This window comes from Erythrobacter epiphyticus (assembly GCF_034653295.1).
GTDB lineage: Bacteria > Pseudomonadota > Alphaproteobacteria > Sphingomonadales > Sphingomonadaceae > Erythrobacter.
The window spans coordinates 218,124-233,688 of the sequence record NZ_JAYEEU010000002.1 but is presented as its reverse complement, the minus strand read 5'-3'; the positions used below and the strand labels follow the sequence as shown (position 1 = coordinate 233,688).

15 protein-coding genes are annotated in these 15,565 nt (G+C 65.3%); 5 read left to right on the top strand and 10 right to left on the bottom strand.

Annotated elements, in window-relative coordinates:
• Nucleotides 1-46: 46 nt before the first annotated feature.
• From SOQ14_RS01595 to SOQ14_RS01570, 6 genes are read right to left on the bottom strand one after another with little or no spacing between them, the layout of a single operon-like run.
• Nucleotides 47-913: a CheR family methyltransferase gene (locus SOQ14_RS01595; protein ID WP_322896201.1), complete on the bottom strand. Its 867-nt coding sequence runs from the start codon at nt 911-913 to the stop codon at nt 47-49.
• Between the two features lie 16 nt (nt 914-929).
• The gene (gene cheB, locus SOQ14_RS01590) at nt 930-2,105 is read right to left on the bottom strand and encodes a chemotaxis-specific protein-glutamate methyltransferase CheB (RefSeq protein WP_322896199.1); all 1,176 of its coding nucleotides are present in this window, start codon (nt 2,103-2,105) and stop codon (nt 930-932) included.
• Nucleotides 2,102-2,467 carry a response regulator gene (locus tag SOQ14_RS01585; RefSeq protein WP_322896197.1) on the bottom strand — a complete coding sequence of 122 codons (366 nt, stop codon included), beginning with the start codon at nt 2,465-2,467 and terminating at the stop codon, nt 2,102-2,104. Before SOQ14_RS01585 ends, cheB begins: the two co-directional genes overlap by 4 nt.
• A 56-nt stretch (nt 2,468-2,523) precedes the next feature.
• A complete protein-coding gene (locus tag SOQ14_RS01580; protein WP_322896196.1) occupies nt 2,524-2,976 on the bottom strand; it encodes a chemotaxis protein CheW in 453 nt (150 codons plus the stop codon).
• The gene (locus tag SOQ14_RS01575) at nt 2,973-5,399 is read right to left on the bottom strand and encodes a chemotaxis protein CheA (protein ID WP_322896194.1); all 2,427 of its coding nucleotides are present in this window, start codon (nt 5,397-5,399) and stop codon (nt 2,973-2,975) included. Before SOQ14_RS01575 ends, SOQ14_RS01580 begins: the two co-directional genes overlap by 4 nt.
• Before the next feature lie 53 nt (nt 5,400-5,452).
• Entirely contained in the window at nt 5,453-6,856 is a 1,404-nt protein-coding gene (locus SOQ14_RS01570; protein WP_322896192.1) for an MATE family efflux transporter, read from the bottom strand.
• Nucleotides 6,857-6,979: 123 nt separating this feature from the next.
• Here SOQ14_RS01570 and SOQ14_RS01565 point away from each other — a divergent pair, with 123 nt between their 5' ends.
• Nucleotides 6,980-7,756, top strand: a complete 777-nt coding sequence (locus SOQ14_RS01565; RefSeq protein ID WP_322896190.1) for a class II aldolase/adducin family protein — start codon at nt 6,980-6,982, stop codon at nt 7,754-7,756.
• Between the two features lie 14 nt (nt 7,757-7,770).
• Complete coding sequence (locus tag SOQ14_RS01560) at nt 7,771-8,331, top strand: (2Fe-2S)-binding protein (protein ID WP_322896188.1); 561 nt, start codon at nt 7,771-7,773, stop codon at nt 8,329-8,331.
• On the opposite strand, the gene SOQ14_RS01555 is transcribed toward SOQ14_RS01560, so the two are convergent.
• Nucleotides 8,325-10,595: a TonB-dependent receptor family protein gene (locus SOQ14_RS01555; RefSeq protein ID WP_322896186.1), complete on the bottom strand. Its 2,271-nt coding sequence runs from the start codon at nt 10,593-10,595 to the stop codon at nt 8,325-8,327. The two genes, SOQ14_RS01560 and SOQ14_RS01555, sit on opposite strands and share 7 nt — an antisense overlap.
• A 158-nt stretch (nt 10,596-10,753) precedes the next feature.
• Between SOQ14_RS01555 and SOQ14_RS01550 the strand changes: the two genes are divergently transcribed.
• Entirely contained in the window at nt 10,754-11,098 is a 345-nt protein-coding gene (locus SOQ14_RS01550; RefSeq protein WP_322896184.1) for an arsenate reductase family protein, read from the top strand.
• Nucleotides 11,099-11,215: 117 nt separating this feature from the next.
• On the opposite strand, the gene SOQ14_RS01545 is transcribed toward SOQ14_RS01550, so the two are convergent.
• Complete coding sequence (locus SOQ14_RS01545) at nt 11,216-12,574, bottom strand: MFS transporter (protein WP_322896182.1); 1,359 nt, start codon at nt 12,572-12,574, stop codon at nt 11,216-11,218.
• 21 nt (nt 12,575-12,595) lie between these two features.
• Nucleotides 12,596-13,447 carry a hypothetical protein gene (locus tag SOQ14_RS01540; RefSeq protein ID WP_322896180.1) on the bottom strand — a complete coding sequence of 284 codons (852 nt, stop codon included), beginning with the start codon at nt 13,445-13,447 and terminating at the stop codon, nt 12,596-12,598.
• A gap of 99 nt (nt 13,448-13,546) precedes the next feature.
• On the opposite strand from SOQ14_RS01540, the gene lipB reads away from it, so the two are divergent.
• Both lipB and SOQ14_RS01530 read left to right on the top strand, forming a co-directional pair.
• Nucleotides 13,547-14,236 (top strand): lipoyl(octanoyl) transferase LipB, encoded by a 690-nt coding sequence (gene lipB / locus SOQ14_RS01535; RefSeq protein WP_322896178.1) that lies wholly within the window; start codon nt 13,547-13,549, stop codon nt 14,234-14,236.
• Complete coding sequence (locus SOQ14_RS01530; RefSeq protein ID WP_322896176.1) at nt 14,233-14,541, top strand: hypothetical protein; 309 nt, start codon at nt 14,233-14,235, stop codon at nt 14,539-14,541. Before lipB ends, SOQ14_RS01530 begins: the two co-directional genes overlap by 4 nt.
• Before the next feature lie 22 nt (nt 14,542-14,563).
• On the opposite strand, the gene SOQ14_RS01525 is transcribed toward SOQ14_RS01530, so the two are convergent.
• A complete protein-coding gene (locus SOQ14_RS01525) occupies nt 14,564-15,487 on the bottom strand; it encodes a hypothetical protein (protein ID WP_322896174.1) in 924 nt (307 codons plus the stop codon).
• Nucleotides 15,488-15,565 lie beyond the last annotated feature (78 nt).

The following is a 15,565-nucleotide window of genomic DNA, read 5'->3' as shown; positions in this document are numbered from 1 at the left end:
ATGGTGAATCTGGGGTAAAAAATGGCGCCGCGTACCTGACCGTGGCCTATTCGGCAGCGGCCAAATGCCCGATGGTCAGCGGTGTGCGCGGCTGGAACAGCCCGACCAATTGCGCCGAGGGCACGAATTGATCGGTCTGTCCGGCCACGGTCTCGCCCGCGCCCAGCATCAGGAAGCCATCACCGGCAAGCGCTTCGGCCAGCCGGTTGAAGGTATGCGTGCGGGTCTGCTGGTTGAAATAGAGCAGGACATTGCGGCACAGGATCAGATCGAAGGACTTGCGTCCGGGGAACTGCTCCAGGATATTATGCTGCTCGAACCGGGCAAAGGCCCGGGCTTCGTCGCGGATCTGCCAGGCCCCGCCCTGTTCATCGAAATGGGTGAGCATCTGGCTCACGCTCAGCCCGCGTTGCACTTCGAACTGGCTGTAGCGCCCGGCCCGTGCCGCAGCGATTGCGCGCTGCGAGACATCGGTGCCGAGGATTTCGATGGTCCACCCCTCCCACTTTTCGCGCTGTTCGGCAAAGAGCATGGCAAGCGAATAGACTTCCTGCCCGGTCGAACAGCCCGCCGACCAGATCGATAGCCGCCGCGTGTGCGCCCGGCGCTTGGCCAGCGCGGGCAGGATGGAGTTGGGCAATTGATCGAAGGTCGGCTTGTCGCGGAAGAAATAGGTTTCGTTGTTGAGCAGCGCTTCGACCACCTTGCGCACCAATTCGTAATTGGGTGGCACGCCCGGCTGCTCATCGAGCAGGCAGACAAGCTGTTCGACATTGGTGATGCCATGTTCCCGGAACAGTCCGGCCAGCGCCGAACCGATCCGCCAGCGGCGGCTTTCGGTCAGTTCCTGTCCGGTGTGCATCGTCAACAGATCGGCGATGATTTGAAGGGCAGCGGGGCTCGGTTCCATCATGGTCGGGGCCTTGCCGTCAGCTCAGGGCACGCGCGGGCGTGGCGCAGGCCATGATGGCCTGTCCGAGCGCATCGGGCGGAGCGACAAGGCTGGCCAGCCCGGCACGCGCGACAACACCGGGCATGCCCCAGACCGCGCTGCTCGCGGCATCCTGCGCGAGAATCGTGCCGCCGGCTGCGGCGAGCACCTGTGCACCGGCAAGGCCATCGCTGCCCATGCCGGAAAGAATGATCGCCAGCGCGCGCGCGCCGCAGGTCTCGGCAAGGCTCGCCAGCATGGGATCAACCGAAGGACGGCAGCCGCTTGCGGCGGGAGCGGTCGAGACATCGACGACCAAGGCCTCGCCTTGGCGGCGCACCACCAGATGCCCTTCGCCGCTGGCGATGACGATCTGCCCGGGCGCGAGCACCAGACCATCGCGTGCCAGCACGGCCTGGCGCCCACAGGTTTTCTCGATCTGACGCGCGAACACCGGCATGAACGAGGCAGGCAAATGCTGGGTGATGAGGATCGGCTGGGCGAGCGCGGGGCTGAGTTGCCCCAGCAGCAGGCCCAACGCATGAATGCCGCCGGTCGAAGCGCCAATGGCGATCACGTCCGGGCGCGGCGGGGAGAACGCGCCTGCCGCCGGGGTCTTGCGCGCTTGCGCAAGGGTGGCGCTGATTGGCGGCGCTTCTGACGCGGGCCGGGGCAGATCGGCCTCGCCCTGCTCGCTTGTCTTGCTGTCACCGAGCGCACGGATCCGCTCGATCAGCGCTGTGCGATAGCCTTCGTTGAATTCGCCGGGACGCGGCTTGAGCATGGTATCGGCCGCGCCCATGGCAAGCGCTGCAAGCGTCGCCTCGGCACCTTCCTCGGTTAGCGACGACACCACCAGAACCCGCACATCGGGGACAAGTCGCAGGATCGCGGGCAGGGCATCGAGCCCGCCCATGCCCGGCATTTCGAGATCGAGCAGCACCACATCGGGGGCTTCGGCTTTCATCTGGAGCAGCGCGCTTTCAGCACTGCTGGCCGTGGCCGCCACCGCCAGCCCGGCATCGCTTTCGACCATGCGCTTGATCGCGGTGCGGACGGTCAGCGAATCATCGACAATCATCACCTTGATGGGGGCCGCCTTCTCGCCATGCGAATGCAGGCGCGGCGGGCTCGCCAAGGGCGCCGCACGGGGCGAGGCGGGCGCTGTCCTCACGCAAAGCCGACCAATTGCAGTTTGATCTGGAGCGTTTCGTGATCAAACGGCTTCATCACATATTCGTCGGCACCGGCCTGGATCGCTTCGCGGATGTGGGCGACATCGTTCTCGGTCGTGCAGAATACCACTTTGGGCCGGTCGCCTCCCGGGCGCTGCCGCAGGGCGACAAGAAATTCGATGCCGGTCATCACTGGCATGTTCCAGTCGAGCAGGACGACATCGGGCATGGCTTCGGCGCAGGCATCAAGCGCGAGCTGGCCGTTTTCGGCCTCGGACACTGCAAAGCCGAGGGTTTCGAGAATGTGCCGCGATACCTTCCGGATCACGCGGGAATCATCGACGATCAGGCAGGTATTCATGCAAACCCCTTAACTCGAAGCGGACCCAAGCTAGGACGCGAGGAGTAACCATCGCCTTAAGCCGCATGGACGTTTCTGCTGATGCTTGTCTCGGGCCCGACGATCAGCGCGGGCAGGTTGAGCAGCAGGGCAGGGCCGATTCCCGTTTCAATCATGCCATCGGCCGCGCGTGACCATTGCGCCCCGAAGCCGCCGGGGATCTGCCCCGGTTCGCTCAAGCCGGTGGTGATGTCCTCGATGGCATCGACCATCAGCGCATAGGAATGGCCTTCCACCGCAACGACAGCGGCGCGGCTGTCGCAGGGCCAGACCTCGTCCGACAGGCCCATTGCAAGCCGGCAATCGATCACTGTCAGGGCTTGGCTGCGCAGCGCGGTGATCCCGGCGATAAAGGACGGTGCGCGCGGGACCGGCGCGATCACGCCGAGATCGATCACGGATTTGACATCCTGTGCCTCGATCGCGCAGCGCCGTCCGCCAATCTGAACCATCAGCAAAAGCGCGCTCATGCCACGGCTCCCATGGCAGCGGCGCGCGCCAGCGGTGCGCTGTCGCGGACTTCGCGCAGCGCCTTGATCAGCGCTTCGCGGTCATAGCGGTAAATGCTTGGCGAATCGGGCGCAGCATCGGGATGATCGCGCAGCCGGATGATCGGCCCTGCGGGCAATTGCCCGACATGGCTTGCCGCCTCGTACACGTCTTCCATCAGGATGGTCACCGCCTTGCTGGCATCGCTTTCGGCAGGGTCGGCCACCTGATAGCCCGCCGCTTCCACCAGCGGACCAAGGATGCTGCGCGCCCATTCGGTGTCGGGCAGCAGGCACTGCGGCCGTGTCGCCGGGCGGGGTGCATCGCCGAACCGGGCAAACAGGCCATGGCCATCAAGCACCGCCACGGGCCGCCCCCCGATCAGTGCAAGCCCTTCGACCAGCGGATCGTCTTCCGCCGCCCCGAGGCTGGCGGGCAGTTCGGTCGCATCCTCGACATCGCGCACGGCATACAGCAGCTCGGTCAGCCCGTCAGACAGCCGCAGCAGGCGCAGCTTGGCGCGCACAAGCGGCTCGTCACCCAGCCCGGTCAGCGGCAAGATCACCCCGTCGATCACCGCGCGTGGGCGCGCGCCCGAGCGGTCGATCGCGCTCGCGGGAATGGTTTCGATCCGCTGCACCAGTTCGAGCCGGATCGCCGCCCGCCGCCCATCAAGCCCGGTAAAGAGCATCACCCGCCCCGCGCTTTGTGCCATATCGCCCGCGATTTCCGCCTTGCGCGGCGCGGTACGCGCGCGGGTATCCGACAGGAGATGGTGTTCAGCGGCAATCCGCGTCACATCAAGCAGCAGCACCGGCTGGCCATCATCAAGCAGCGCCGATCCGGCATAGAGCCCGCATTTCATGACGGCAGGCGCAAGCGGCTTGACCACCAGATCGCCGTGGCTGTGGATGCGCTCGATCGCGAGCGCGAAGAGATCGCCGCTCGCCAGCCGCAGCAGCGCGAGCGTGTGGCTGCCCTGCGTCATCTCCGGCGCGGGCAGGCCCAGCACATCGGCGAGCAGCAGGCAGGGCACGCGTTCGCCCCGGAAGGTGACCAGCGCGGTTTCGCCCATGCGGGCATAATCGAGCGCTTCTGCCGAAGCCTCGATGATTTCCTCGATATAGCCTTGCGGAATGGCGAGCCGCTGGCCCGCAACCTCGACGGTCAGCCCGGCAATGATGCTGAGCGTGAGCGGGATCTGTAATGTGAACAGGGTGCCCACTCCGGGCTGGCTCGACACGGCAATGCTGCCACCGACCTTTTCGAGATTCTGCCGCACCACATCAAGGCCGACCCCGCGGCCCGATATGTTGCTGACAGCCTCCGCGGTCGAAAAGCCGGGCTCGAAGATCAGTTGCAGCACCTTCTCGCGCGACAGGGTGGCGCGCTCGGCAGCCGTGATCAGGCCCGAGCTCACCGCCTTGGCGGCGATCTTTTCGGCATCGAGCCCGCGCCCGTCATCGCTCACCACGATGGCGATAGTGTTGCCCGATTGGTGCGCCGACAGCGTCAGCAGCCCCATCTCGCGCTTGCCCGCTGCGAGGCGGGCAGCAGGGGTTTCAATCCCATGGTCGATCGCGTTGCGGATGATGTGGGTGAGCGGATCGCGGATGGTCTCGATCATCTCGCGATCAAGCTCGACATTGCCGCCTTCCAGATCGATCAGCACCTGCTTGCCGAGTTCGGCGGACAGATCGCGCACCAAGCGCGGCAGCGCGCCGAACAGCGTCTCGATGCGCTGCATCCGCATCCGGGTGATGGCATCGCGCACATCCGAGAGGATCGCTGTCAGGCGTTCGAACGGACCGTCGATGGTGGGCTGGGTGCCGGCAATCCGCAGGCGGTGCGCCAGATCATTGCGCGCCAGCACCATATCGGAGACGCCGATCATCACCCGGTCCAGCAGTTCGACCGGCAAGCGGATCGTGCGCGGCGCGATCAGGTTCGCCGCCGGATCGCTGCGCCGCATCATCAATTGTTCGGGCAGCAGCGGGGCAGGCGCTTCGGGCGCATCCGCGCTGCTATCCGGCGCATGGTCCGCCGCCAGAGCCGCGATCAGCGCGGCATCATCCCCGCTATCCAGCTCCTCGCCCGCCTCGATCGCTTCAACCATCTCGGCGATGCGATCAATGATCGCGAGCACGGCGGAAACCAGTGGAGCCGAAGCCTCGCGCCGCCCGGCGCGCAGATCGGCAAGGGCATCCTCGGCTGCATGGCTGAGCGCGGCCAATCGCGGGAAATCGAAGAAGCCGCAATTGCCTTTGACGGTGTGCACGAAGCGGAACACGCTGTCGAGCCGCGCGCGGTCTGCCGGATCGGCTTCCCACGCGACAAGCTCGCCCCCGGTTGCTTCGAGCATCTCGCGCGTTTCCGCGATGAATTCTGCCAGCAGGTCATCCATACGGTCTGCTATGCCGCGAGATGGTTAAATTTGGCCTAGCGCAATGCGCGTTTTCAGGTCTTTACCCAAGGCCGATAGCCGCGGGCCAGCACATGGCGCACCAGCAGGATCGCGGTGACAGCGCCAAACAGATTGGCGGCGAGTTCTGCGGTGAAGATCGCTGCACTGCCCCAGGCCGGGCGCAGCACCAGCGCGGTCGGCAGCATGATCAGGAACACCCGGCCAACCGATTGCATCAGCGCAAGGCTCGCCCGGTCAACCGCGTTCATGATGCCATTGCCGACAATCAGCAAACCAAATCCGGCATAGCCCCATGCCGCGATTTTGAGGTAGAGTGCAAATTCGGCAATCACCGCCGGATCGCCGGTGAAGAGATAGGCAAACCATTCACCGAAGCTGATCATGGCGAGCGCAACAACCAGCCCATAGACGAGGCAGAAACCGCCTGCATAGAGGGCCGCCTCGCGGGCGCGGCCATATTGCTGCGCGCCCCAGTTCTGTCCGATGATCGCGCCGATCGCGCCCGACAGGCCAAGCAGCGGCACGATCACGAAGCTTTGCAGCCGGCCCGCCGCGCCGAAGCCGGCGACAGCCGCGTCCCCTTCGAGCGCGACCAGCGCGGTCAGGATCGCAAGCCCCATCGGATTGATCGCGTTGGAGAACGCCGCGGGCAGGCCGATGCGCATGATCGCGCGGGCCTGTTCGGCCATGTTGCAATCCTTGAGCAGCGACAGATCAAGCGGCAATTGCGTGGTGCGGGTCAGCCACAGGCACATGGCCACGCCCGCGCCCCAGCCGATCACCGTGGCATAGGCGGCGCCAGCCATGCCAAAACCCTCGATCCCGAAAGCACCGGTGATGAGCAGCGGATCAAGCACCCAGTTCGCGGCAGCATAGGTGATGCTGATCACACTGGTGCGGCGGGCTTCCCCTTGCCCGCGCAGCACCCCGTTGAAGCCCATAATCAACAGGATCAGCGGAAAGCCGAGCGCCAGCGGCTCCATGTAGAGCCGGATAAGCGGCATCAGGGCGGGCGGGGCATTCATCGCCTCGAACAGCGGGTCGATCAGCAGGTAAAGCGCCCCGCCCATCACCGCCCCGCAGGCCAGCGCGAAAACAATCCCGAAATTGGCCCGCCGCGCGGCGCGGGTGCCATCGCCTTCGCCCAGCGCGCGGGCGACCACGGCGTTGATCCCCACCATCACGCCCACGCCAAGCGAAGTCAGCGCGACCGAAACCGGGAAAATGAACGAAATCGCCGCCAGCGCATCGCGGCCCAATTGTCCGATGAAATAGGCATCCACCAGCCCGATCGACATCACCGCCGCCACGCCGATGATCATCGGCAGGGTCTGTTCAAGCAGATGGCGCGGGATGCTGCCCGTGACCAGGCGCGCCTGCGCGCTCGCACCGGCGGCAGGCAAGGGCGGAACTGGTGGAGAGGCAGTGGCGGACATGCAGTGACAGGGCTAGCGAGCAGAGCGGCCCTTGGCAAAGCAATATCTTGCAAGCACGGGCTTGCGGGCGTGATCCAAGCGGGGTTTAAGGGGACAAAGCAGCTTTTGCGGAGAGGACATACCATGGCAACGCAGCTTCACGGCGGCACCAGCGTGCAGGACCATTGCAGCAAGGAAGAATGGCAGGCGCGGCTTGATCTGGCGGCGTGCTACCGCATCTTCGATCATCTCGGCTGGTCGGAATCGATCTACAACCACATCTCGGTGAAAGTGCCGGGGGAAGAGAACACCTTCCTCATCAATCCCTTCGGCCTGCTTTATGACGAGGTGACTGCGAGCAATCTCGTCAAGATCGATGTCGAGGGCAACAATGTCGGCCCCTCGCAATATATGGTGAACAAGGCTGGCTTCACCCAGCACGCCTATTTCCACAAGCATCTGGGTGATAGGGCCGCGGCGATCTGCCACGTCCACACCACCGCGACGATGGCCGTGGCGAGTCACAAGGATGGCCTCGTCCCGTGCAATTTCTACGCCTGCAATTTTCAGGGCCAGATCGGCTATCACGACTTCGAAGGCGTCACCGTGCGCGCAGAGGAGGGTGAGCGGCTCGTCCAGAACCTCGGCGACAAGTCGATCCTGATGCTGCGCAACCATGGCCCGGTGGTGATGGACCGCACCATCCCCGGCATGTTCGTGAAGATGTGGGCGGTCCAGCGGGCCTGCGAAATCCAGGTTGCGACGCTCGGCATGGGCAATCCCACGCTGGTGCCGCAAGAAGTGGTCAACGTCCACCAGCGCGATCTCGCCGTGATGGCGGGGCAGGGCGGCGCTGGCCTGTTCGATTTCGAGGCGTGGAAGCGCCGGATCGATCGCATCGACAACAGCTGGCGCAGCTAGGGCAGACTGCCTGCATGCCCCGCATGATTGTCAACGAGCGGCCGGTCGAATTCGATCTCGATCCGCGCACCCCGCTGCTGTTTGCGCTGCGGGAGGCGGCGAACCTCACCGGCACCAAAAGCTGCGGCAGCGGGAATGATTGCATCGGCGCGGCCTGCACCGTGATCATCGACGGGGCGGCGCTGCGTTCCTGCCGGGTGTCCTTGGCCGAGGCCGAGGGGCGCTATGTCACCACCATCGAAGGGCTGTCGCGGGATCGCGCGCATCCGGTGCAGCAGGCGATGGTGGCCGAACAGGCGATCCAATGCGGCTTCTGCACGCCGGGGATGGTGATGGCCGCGGCGGCACTGATCGCGCGCAATCCCGCCCCGACCCGTGAAGAGATCGAGGCCGCCGTGCCCAATCTCTGCCGCTGCGGAGTCTATCCCCGGCTGGTGCGCGCGATCGAGCTGGCAGGCCGGGTGGCGCAGCGCCGCGAAGCGCTGAGCGCTGCGCCGGCTCCGGGTATCAGCGCCGAAGACGCCGCGCAGGCGGTTCCGGCGCTTTCGGCGCCTGCCGCCCGGACAGATCAATAACGCACGGTCAACCCGGCCTGGATGGTGAAGGGCTGGCCCGGCAGAATGCCGCGCGCGCGATCAATGATGAAGGTGCGATCGAACAGGTTGCGGGCAGTGGTGAAAACCTCCCACTTGCCGTTGGGCGGGCCATAGGACAGCGCGACGTTGACTTGGGTCCAGCCTTCGATCAGGCCGCGCTGGCCATCCGGGGTGACCGGGATCAGGTTCACATCATCGGCGAACATCTCGGACTGGCTGACGAGTTCGAGCTGGCCGGTAAAGCCCTTGTGCTCGACCCCGAGAGCCGCCGAGAGCAGCCATTCGGGTGAATAAGGCAAGCGGTTTCCATTCACATCGCGCGCCACGCCGCAGGGCACGGCGCCCGCACCGGTGGCAACCAGCGAACCGGGAGCGGCTCCATCGAAACAGGGCGCGCTGGCAATCCGGGTGCTGTTGTAACGCGCCTCGGCGACCCATGTGGTCGCCAGCCGAGCGAAGACATCCGTCTCGGGCGCGGTCCAGCCGGCATCGCGCGATGATGCTGTCAGCGACAATTCACCACCCTTGTGCAGGGTGCGCCCGGCCGAGGTCAGCTGGGTGCCAATGCCTCCGGCAACTGATTGGGCCACGATCTGGTTGTCGAAATCCATCACGAAGAATGTCGCATCGCCGCGCAGACCGGGCGTGATCGTTCCCCGCACCCCAAGCTCCCAGTTGGTGCTGAGTTCAGGATCAAGATCAACCGATCCGCCCGTTGCGGTGATGATATCTTCAACGCGGGGCGGGGCAAAGCCGCGGTGCACGCCGCCGTAGAGGGTCACGTCCGGCGTGATGTTCCAGGTCGCACCCAGACCGGGCAGCACCTTGTTCAGACGCTCGCTCCCGCTCACTGCTGCGGTGAGCGAACCGGTCGGGCGTCCCCCGGCGATCATATCGACAGGCAGACTGCGGCGCTCATTCTTGATGAATTCACCGCGCACGCCCGGCGTAAGGGCAAAATCGCCGAATTCGAGGCGCGATTGGACGAAGGCGGAAAAGGCGAACGCATCGCGCTCGCTGTTCTCGCGCACTCCCGCATTGAGGCCCGTGCCGGGCGTGCGTGCGGTGGGCGTATCGCCATTCCACTGGCGGCGGCGTTGATATTCCTGATGGGCGCGCACGCCGATCTCGGTCGCACCACTGATGCCCAGCAGGGCGTGATCGATGGTCAGCCGCGATTCGATCCCGAAGGTGTCGTAATCGCGCAATCGGCCTTCGTTGCCACAGGTGGTCGAGAGATTGGCAAGGCCGCCGCAAGCCGGGTCGCTCGCATCATTGGGGCGCTGGCCGGAATTGGAGGATTGCCGCCACCAGTCGCGGGCGAAGTGGTGGTAATAGGCCGTGGTGCGCAGCGTCAGGTCGCCGGTCAGATCCCAGCGATGGGCAAGGGTCGCATTGAGCCGCTCGGTCTGGAAATCATCATTGATGAAGACATTGCCGCGCGGATTGATGGCAAATTCGGCGCGGGTCAGGCCAGAGTAAGTGAGCTGGCTATCTTCGCGGAAGCGCGAGAGCTTGATGGTGAGGCCGTGATCGGGGCCAAGCTCCCAGGCGCCTTTAAGGAAGATATCCGTGAATTTGATCGCCTGATTGTCACGATTGCCGTCAGTCTGGTTGTGATTGACATGGAGCATCACGCCCCCGCCGAGCAGACGTCCGCTAAGCTGCCCATCCAACGTCAACTGATCGCGGTTGCCGCCAGCGACAGTGCCTTGCGCCATCAGCTCTGTGGGCACATCGGGGGTGATGTAATTGACAACGCCGCCGATGGTCTGCGGGCCAAAGCGGATCTGTCCGGCGCCTTTCAGCACCTCGACACCCGAAAAACGCTGGATCGGCGGGTGATAATAGGCGGCATTATCGCCATAGGGCGCAAAGCCGAGCGGAATACCATCCTCGAGCAGCAGCACCTTGGTCGAACGGATGGGGTTGAGACCGCGAATCCCGATATTGGGACGCGCGCCCGCGCCTTCCTCGTCGCGCGGAAAAACCCCGGCAACCTGCCGCAGCGCGTCGTTGACATTGAGCACGCGGCTGCGCTTCAGATCCTGCGCCGTTACGGTGCTGAAGGACCCGCTGATGGTGTTCGCCGTTTCGTTATCGCCAACCACGACGATCTCGGTGCCGACCGGGGTTTCGCCCGCCACGTTTTCCGCGTCCGCGCTGGTATCGGCGGCATGGGCGGGTAGGCACAGGCTTGCGCAACCAAGCAGAAGAGCGGTGCGGAAGGCCGAATTGATCATGAGAATCCTTTGCAGCTTCAGATATTCGAGAGCGCGTTATTGCAACTCACTCGCAGGTGCAAAGGAAAAATATCATGATCGGCGATCGCGCCTGATCTGTGGTATTTTTGCGCGCCTTTGCCTAAAGCGCAGCGCAGCACACCCGCAGGAGACCCCGCATGAAAGCAACGATCTGGCACAATCCCAATTGCGGGACATCGCGCAAGACGCTGGCGATTCTGGAAAGCCTCTCGCGGGTCGAATTGACGGTGATCGAGTATCTCAAGACGCCGCCAACCGCCGAAAAGCTTGCCCAGCTCTATCGTGATGCCGGAATCACGCCGCAGCAGGGCTTGCGGCTGCGCGGCACCGATGCGGCCGAGCGCGGCCTGCCCGATGCTGATGCGGCCACGGTGCTGGCCGCGATGGTGGCCGATCCCATCCTGATCGAGCGCCCGCTGGTCGAAACCGACAAGGGCGTGCGGCTGTGCCGGCCGCAGGATGTGGTGCTGGAGATTGTTTGATGAGTGTGCCCGCATCTGCGGGCACATCCTCGGTGCGTTTCAAACCCTGCGGGTTTGAGCACCTGCGGGCGTGCGGTCGCGCTTGCGGCGGCTCTGCCGCCGATCATCGCGGGCGATCTAGGCCCGCTCGCGCGTGAGCACCTCATCTGCCTGCAAACCGCGCCAGCCGAGGATCAGCACAATCGCGCACAGCGCGATCATCAGCCCGAAGCCAAGCCAGTCCGACACGCCATAGAGCCACACGCCCAGTGCGGGCGCATAGATGTAGCTCGCGCCTGCGAGCGAGGCGACAATGCCGCTGGCCTGCCCCTGTTCGGCGCGGCTCACCGCGAGCGAGGTGCCCGCTGTGGTGCCGGGCCGGAACAGGCCAAAGCCCAATGAGGCAATCGCATAGCCGAGCGCGATCGTGTGCAGGCTCTCCCCAAGGCCAAGCACCAGCGTGCCAAAGGCAGCCGTCACGATTCCCCACAAGGTCGCCGCGCGCGGGCCAAGATCGAAGCGCGGGATCAAGCCCCATTGCGCGAGCAGCGTGGCAATCGCGCCGCTCATCAGCACGAGGCCGACGGGCCCGGCCCCTTCAGTGGGCGTATCGCGCAGCCCCAGCCGGTCGAGCACCAGAAAACCCGAAACCCCGAGCACCATCGCCTGGGCATGGCCGCCGAAAAAACCGGCGATGATCCATGGGCGCAAGCGCGGATCGAGCCACGAAAGGCGCGGCGGCTCTTCCCCGTTTTCGGGATCTGCCCCCCCTTCACCCGGATCGCTCGGCGCGCCCGATCCGCTCGAATAGGGCGTGGGCCCCGCCTTGGCGGCAAATTGCGGCTCATCATTGGGCAGGCGCAGGCGCAGCAGCACCAGCGCGGCGAGCCCGATCACGGCAAAGCAGATGAACGGCCCGGTCAGCCCGAAGCCAAGCAGCGGCAGCACCATCAGCGGCGCGAGCGCGGGGCCGATCACCGTGCCAAGGCCGAAGCTGGACGCAATCAGCGAGAGCGCCTGCGTGCGTTCCGCGCGCGGTGTGCGGGCCGCGACATAGGCCTGCACCGCAGGCGGGGCGGCGCTGCCGAACCCGCCATAAAGGCTGCGCGCGGCGGCAAAGGCAACCAGCGTCCAAAGCGCCGAAAGCCAGCCGTTGAGACCTGCATACAGCGAAAGCCCGCACAGCAGCATCGAGACCACAAAGCCGATCAAGCCCAGCGCCATCATCGCCTTGCGGCCGCGCCTGTCGGATCGCCGCGCCCAGATCGGCGCGCACACCACCCACAACAGCGCTGACCATGAATAGGCAAGGCTGATCCACACATCATCAACCTGCAAGGCGGTGCCGATCGAGGGCATCACCGATTGCATCGCGGTGTTGCCCGCTGCCGTCACCAGCATGACGGTGAACAGCAACGCCATGCGCGAGGGCGGGATCGCGCCGGTTGTTGCGCGCCCGCGCGCCGCGGTCGTCAAAGCAGGGTCAGTGTCGGCCATGGCGGCGCGCTATCATCAGCCCTATTCGAAGGTCGCGGCGAGTTGATCGCCGCTCGGCCCGGCCAACTGCTGATGCACCGCGGCGAGCACCAGCACGAAAATCACGCCCAGCGCGGTGTTGACGAGGCCCGCTGCGACGGCATTGCCGATTTGCGCAGCCGCGGGGCTGAACAGCGCGAACACCAGTCCCAGCACCAGCGTGACCAGCAACGAGATGATCCCAACTGTCAGGATCAGCAACGCCATGAAGATCGCAATGCGCACCGAATTGCCCTTGGTCAGCTTCCACGAGCGCGAAAGCGCCGTGATCGGGTTGCGGAAACCCTCGATGGCGATGACGGGGGCGAGCAGCGAAAACTTCACAAACAGATAGATCGCGGCCACCATCGCCACCAGCACGGCAACCGCCACAGCCACGCCGGGCGCTGCCGCCATCACCAGCCCGAGCGGCACGCCCACCACCACCGCGATAAACAGGGCTGAGAGTATCTGCGCCACGAAATAGGACGGCGCTGCACCAAGGCCGCGCTTCAGCGATTGCCCCACGGTCGGGCTGTCGGGATTGCCGAGCAACGCCAGCAGGCTCAGCGAGCCGACGAATTGGGCCACCGTCACGCCCAGCAGCACGGGCCAGTTATCGGCATAGGCTGCCGTGAGCTGTTCCATCGCAGCTTTGGCTGCTGCATCCGGGCTCGCACCGGGCGCCACCTCGGCGGGCTGCGGATTGGCCGCCTCGGGCACGAGCAGCGCCACGGCAAGATAGGGCAGGAAGAAAAACAGGCCGACAATCGCGCCCACCGTATCCTTGTTCTGCGCGATCAGGCTCATGGCGCTGCTCCATGCTGCGCCCATATCGAGTTTCTTGCCAGCCATGCCCGTTTATCCCTTGCGTTCACACAGCAAGCCGGATTGCACCGCGCGCGGCCCACAATCCCTCTTGCACTCCATGCTGAATGCCTGCACCGCCGCACCATGGCAAGCGTTGCAGAACATCCTTCCGCGCCCGCTCCGATTGAATGGCGGCGTGAAACGGCGCAGGTTCCCTATGCGCAGGCCCTGGCCGAAATGGACGCCCGCAATGCCGCGGTCCATGCGGGTACGGCAGCGGAACTGATTTGGCTGCTCGAACATCCCCCCGTCTACACCGCTGGCACCAGCGCCGACCCAGCCGAACTGGTCGATCCGCGGTTCGAGGTGATCGAAGCCGGGCGCGGCGGGCGCTACACCTATCACGGGCCGGGTCAGCGGGTCGGCTATCTCGTGCTGGATCTTGCCCGGCGCGGCAAGGATGTGCGCTGCTTTGTCCATGCCATCGAAGGCTGGGTGATCGCGACCTTGCGCGATTTCGGAGTGGAAAGCTGGCGCGCCGAAGGGCGGGTCGGCATCTGGACCCGCGACATTGACGGCTCCGAGGCCAAGATCGGCGCGATCGGGGTTCGGGTGCGGCGCTGGGTGACGATGCACGGCTTCTCGGTGAATCTCGCGCCCGATCTTGCGCATTTTGGCGGGATCGTGCCTTGCGGGATTGCCGAATATGGCGTCACCAGTCTGGCGAAGCTCGGTCTCGCGGTCAGCAAGGAGGCGTGGGATGCAGCGCTGATGGCGCGCAGCGATGATTTTCTTGACGCGCTTGATCGCGCCGCGCGAAAGACATGTTCATGAAACGCCTCGCCCTTGCTTTCAGCCTGCTGCTTCCGCTTGCCGCCTGCGATAGCGGGCCCGGCGGCACGTCAGGGGAAAAGGGCGGACGGGCCGAAGGCGAAGTGCTTGGCGGTGCGATCAGCGATGACATGATCCCGCTTGAACAATTGCGCAGCGAAGCGCCGCTCGCCCCGCGCGAGGGGCCGGTGCCGAGCGAGGTTGACGCCCAGCAACCTGATGTCACCCCGATGGAAGGCACCGAGGGCGCGCCGGCCGAACCCGCTGCGGCCCCCGCCGCCCCGGCTGGCGATCAGCCGCAGGAATAGGCCGTCACCCGTCCGCCGCCCCTCACGGCTGGGCGGGGCACATCAGCGTGATCGTCTTCGCGTCGAAATCATAGGTGATTGATGCGCAGTGGCCGATGGTATCCAGCCCCGCGTAAAGCCGCTGGCTCGGGACCTTGCCCTTGCCCACGGCTGTCACCACGATTTCATTGGGGTCCTGTTCGGGCGGGGCCGCTTCGGCGATGCCGCGCGCATTGCCCATGTCCGACACCCGCACGGCGAGTTTGCGGACTTCGAGCTCGCCCAGCATCAGCGGCCGATCGAGCTTGAGCGACCGGATGGGGCGGGAGACGCCGTAAAGAACGGGCGCCTCGCGTGCCTCGCCGTTGAATTGCCCGCCATTCGCGTCCGCAATCCATTTGCCCCCGGTTGCGGTCACCAGGCTTTCCGCGCGGGCGAAACTGAAGGCGACGTAGATGGGACGCCCGCCGACATCAATCGTCGTGCCGGTCTGGGTGCGGCCCATCTCCTCGTCGAGCGGGAAGGTGACCGCGCGGTCGCCGGGCTGCGGATCGCGCAGGGTCAGGACGGTGCGGCGGAAGGGGAAGGTCGCCGGGCCCGCGACGCCGTCCGCCCCCTCGACCAGCTGCCGATTGCTGAAGGCGGTGCGGCGCTTGAAGGCGGCATCGCCCGCGCGATAGGGCACGTTGTCGGTGCCGAACCTGATCCGCTCGGGACCGATGACATAGATATAGCCGATCATGCTCGGCTTGAGCCCGAGGCGCTGCGCAACGTCGGCATTGAGGGTGGGAACGGAGATGGCGTCCGGCTCGAGGCGGATGCGCACGGGCTGATCGTTGATCGTGACTGCAAGGGTCTCGCCGACCCGGAGCTTAAGCTCGTTTTGCGCAGGTGCGGCAGGCTTGGCGCTAGCCTGCTGCGCGGCCGCGAGCGCCATGACTATGAGAACCGATACGAACCGCTGCATGTGACCGTAACCCCCTATGAAGAGGGGGAAATAAAGCCGTTGCTGCGCTGAATGCCGTGTGAATGGATGTCCGCCGGA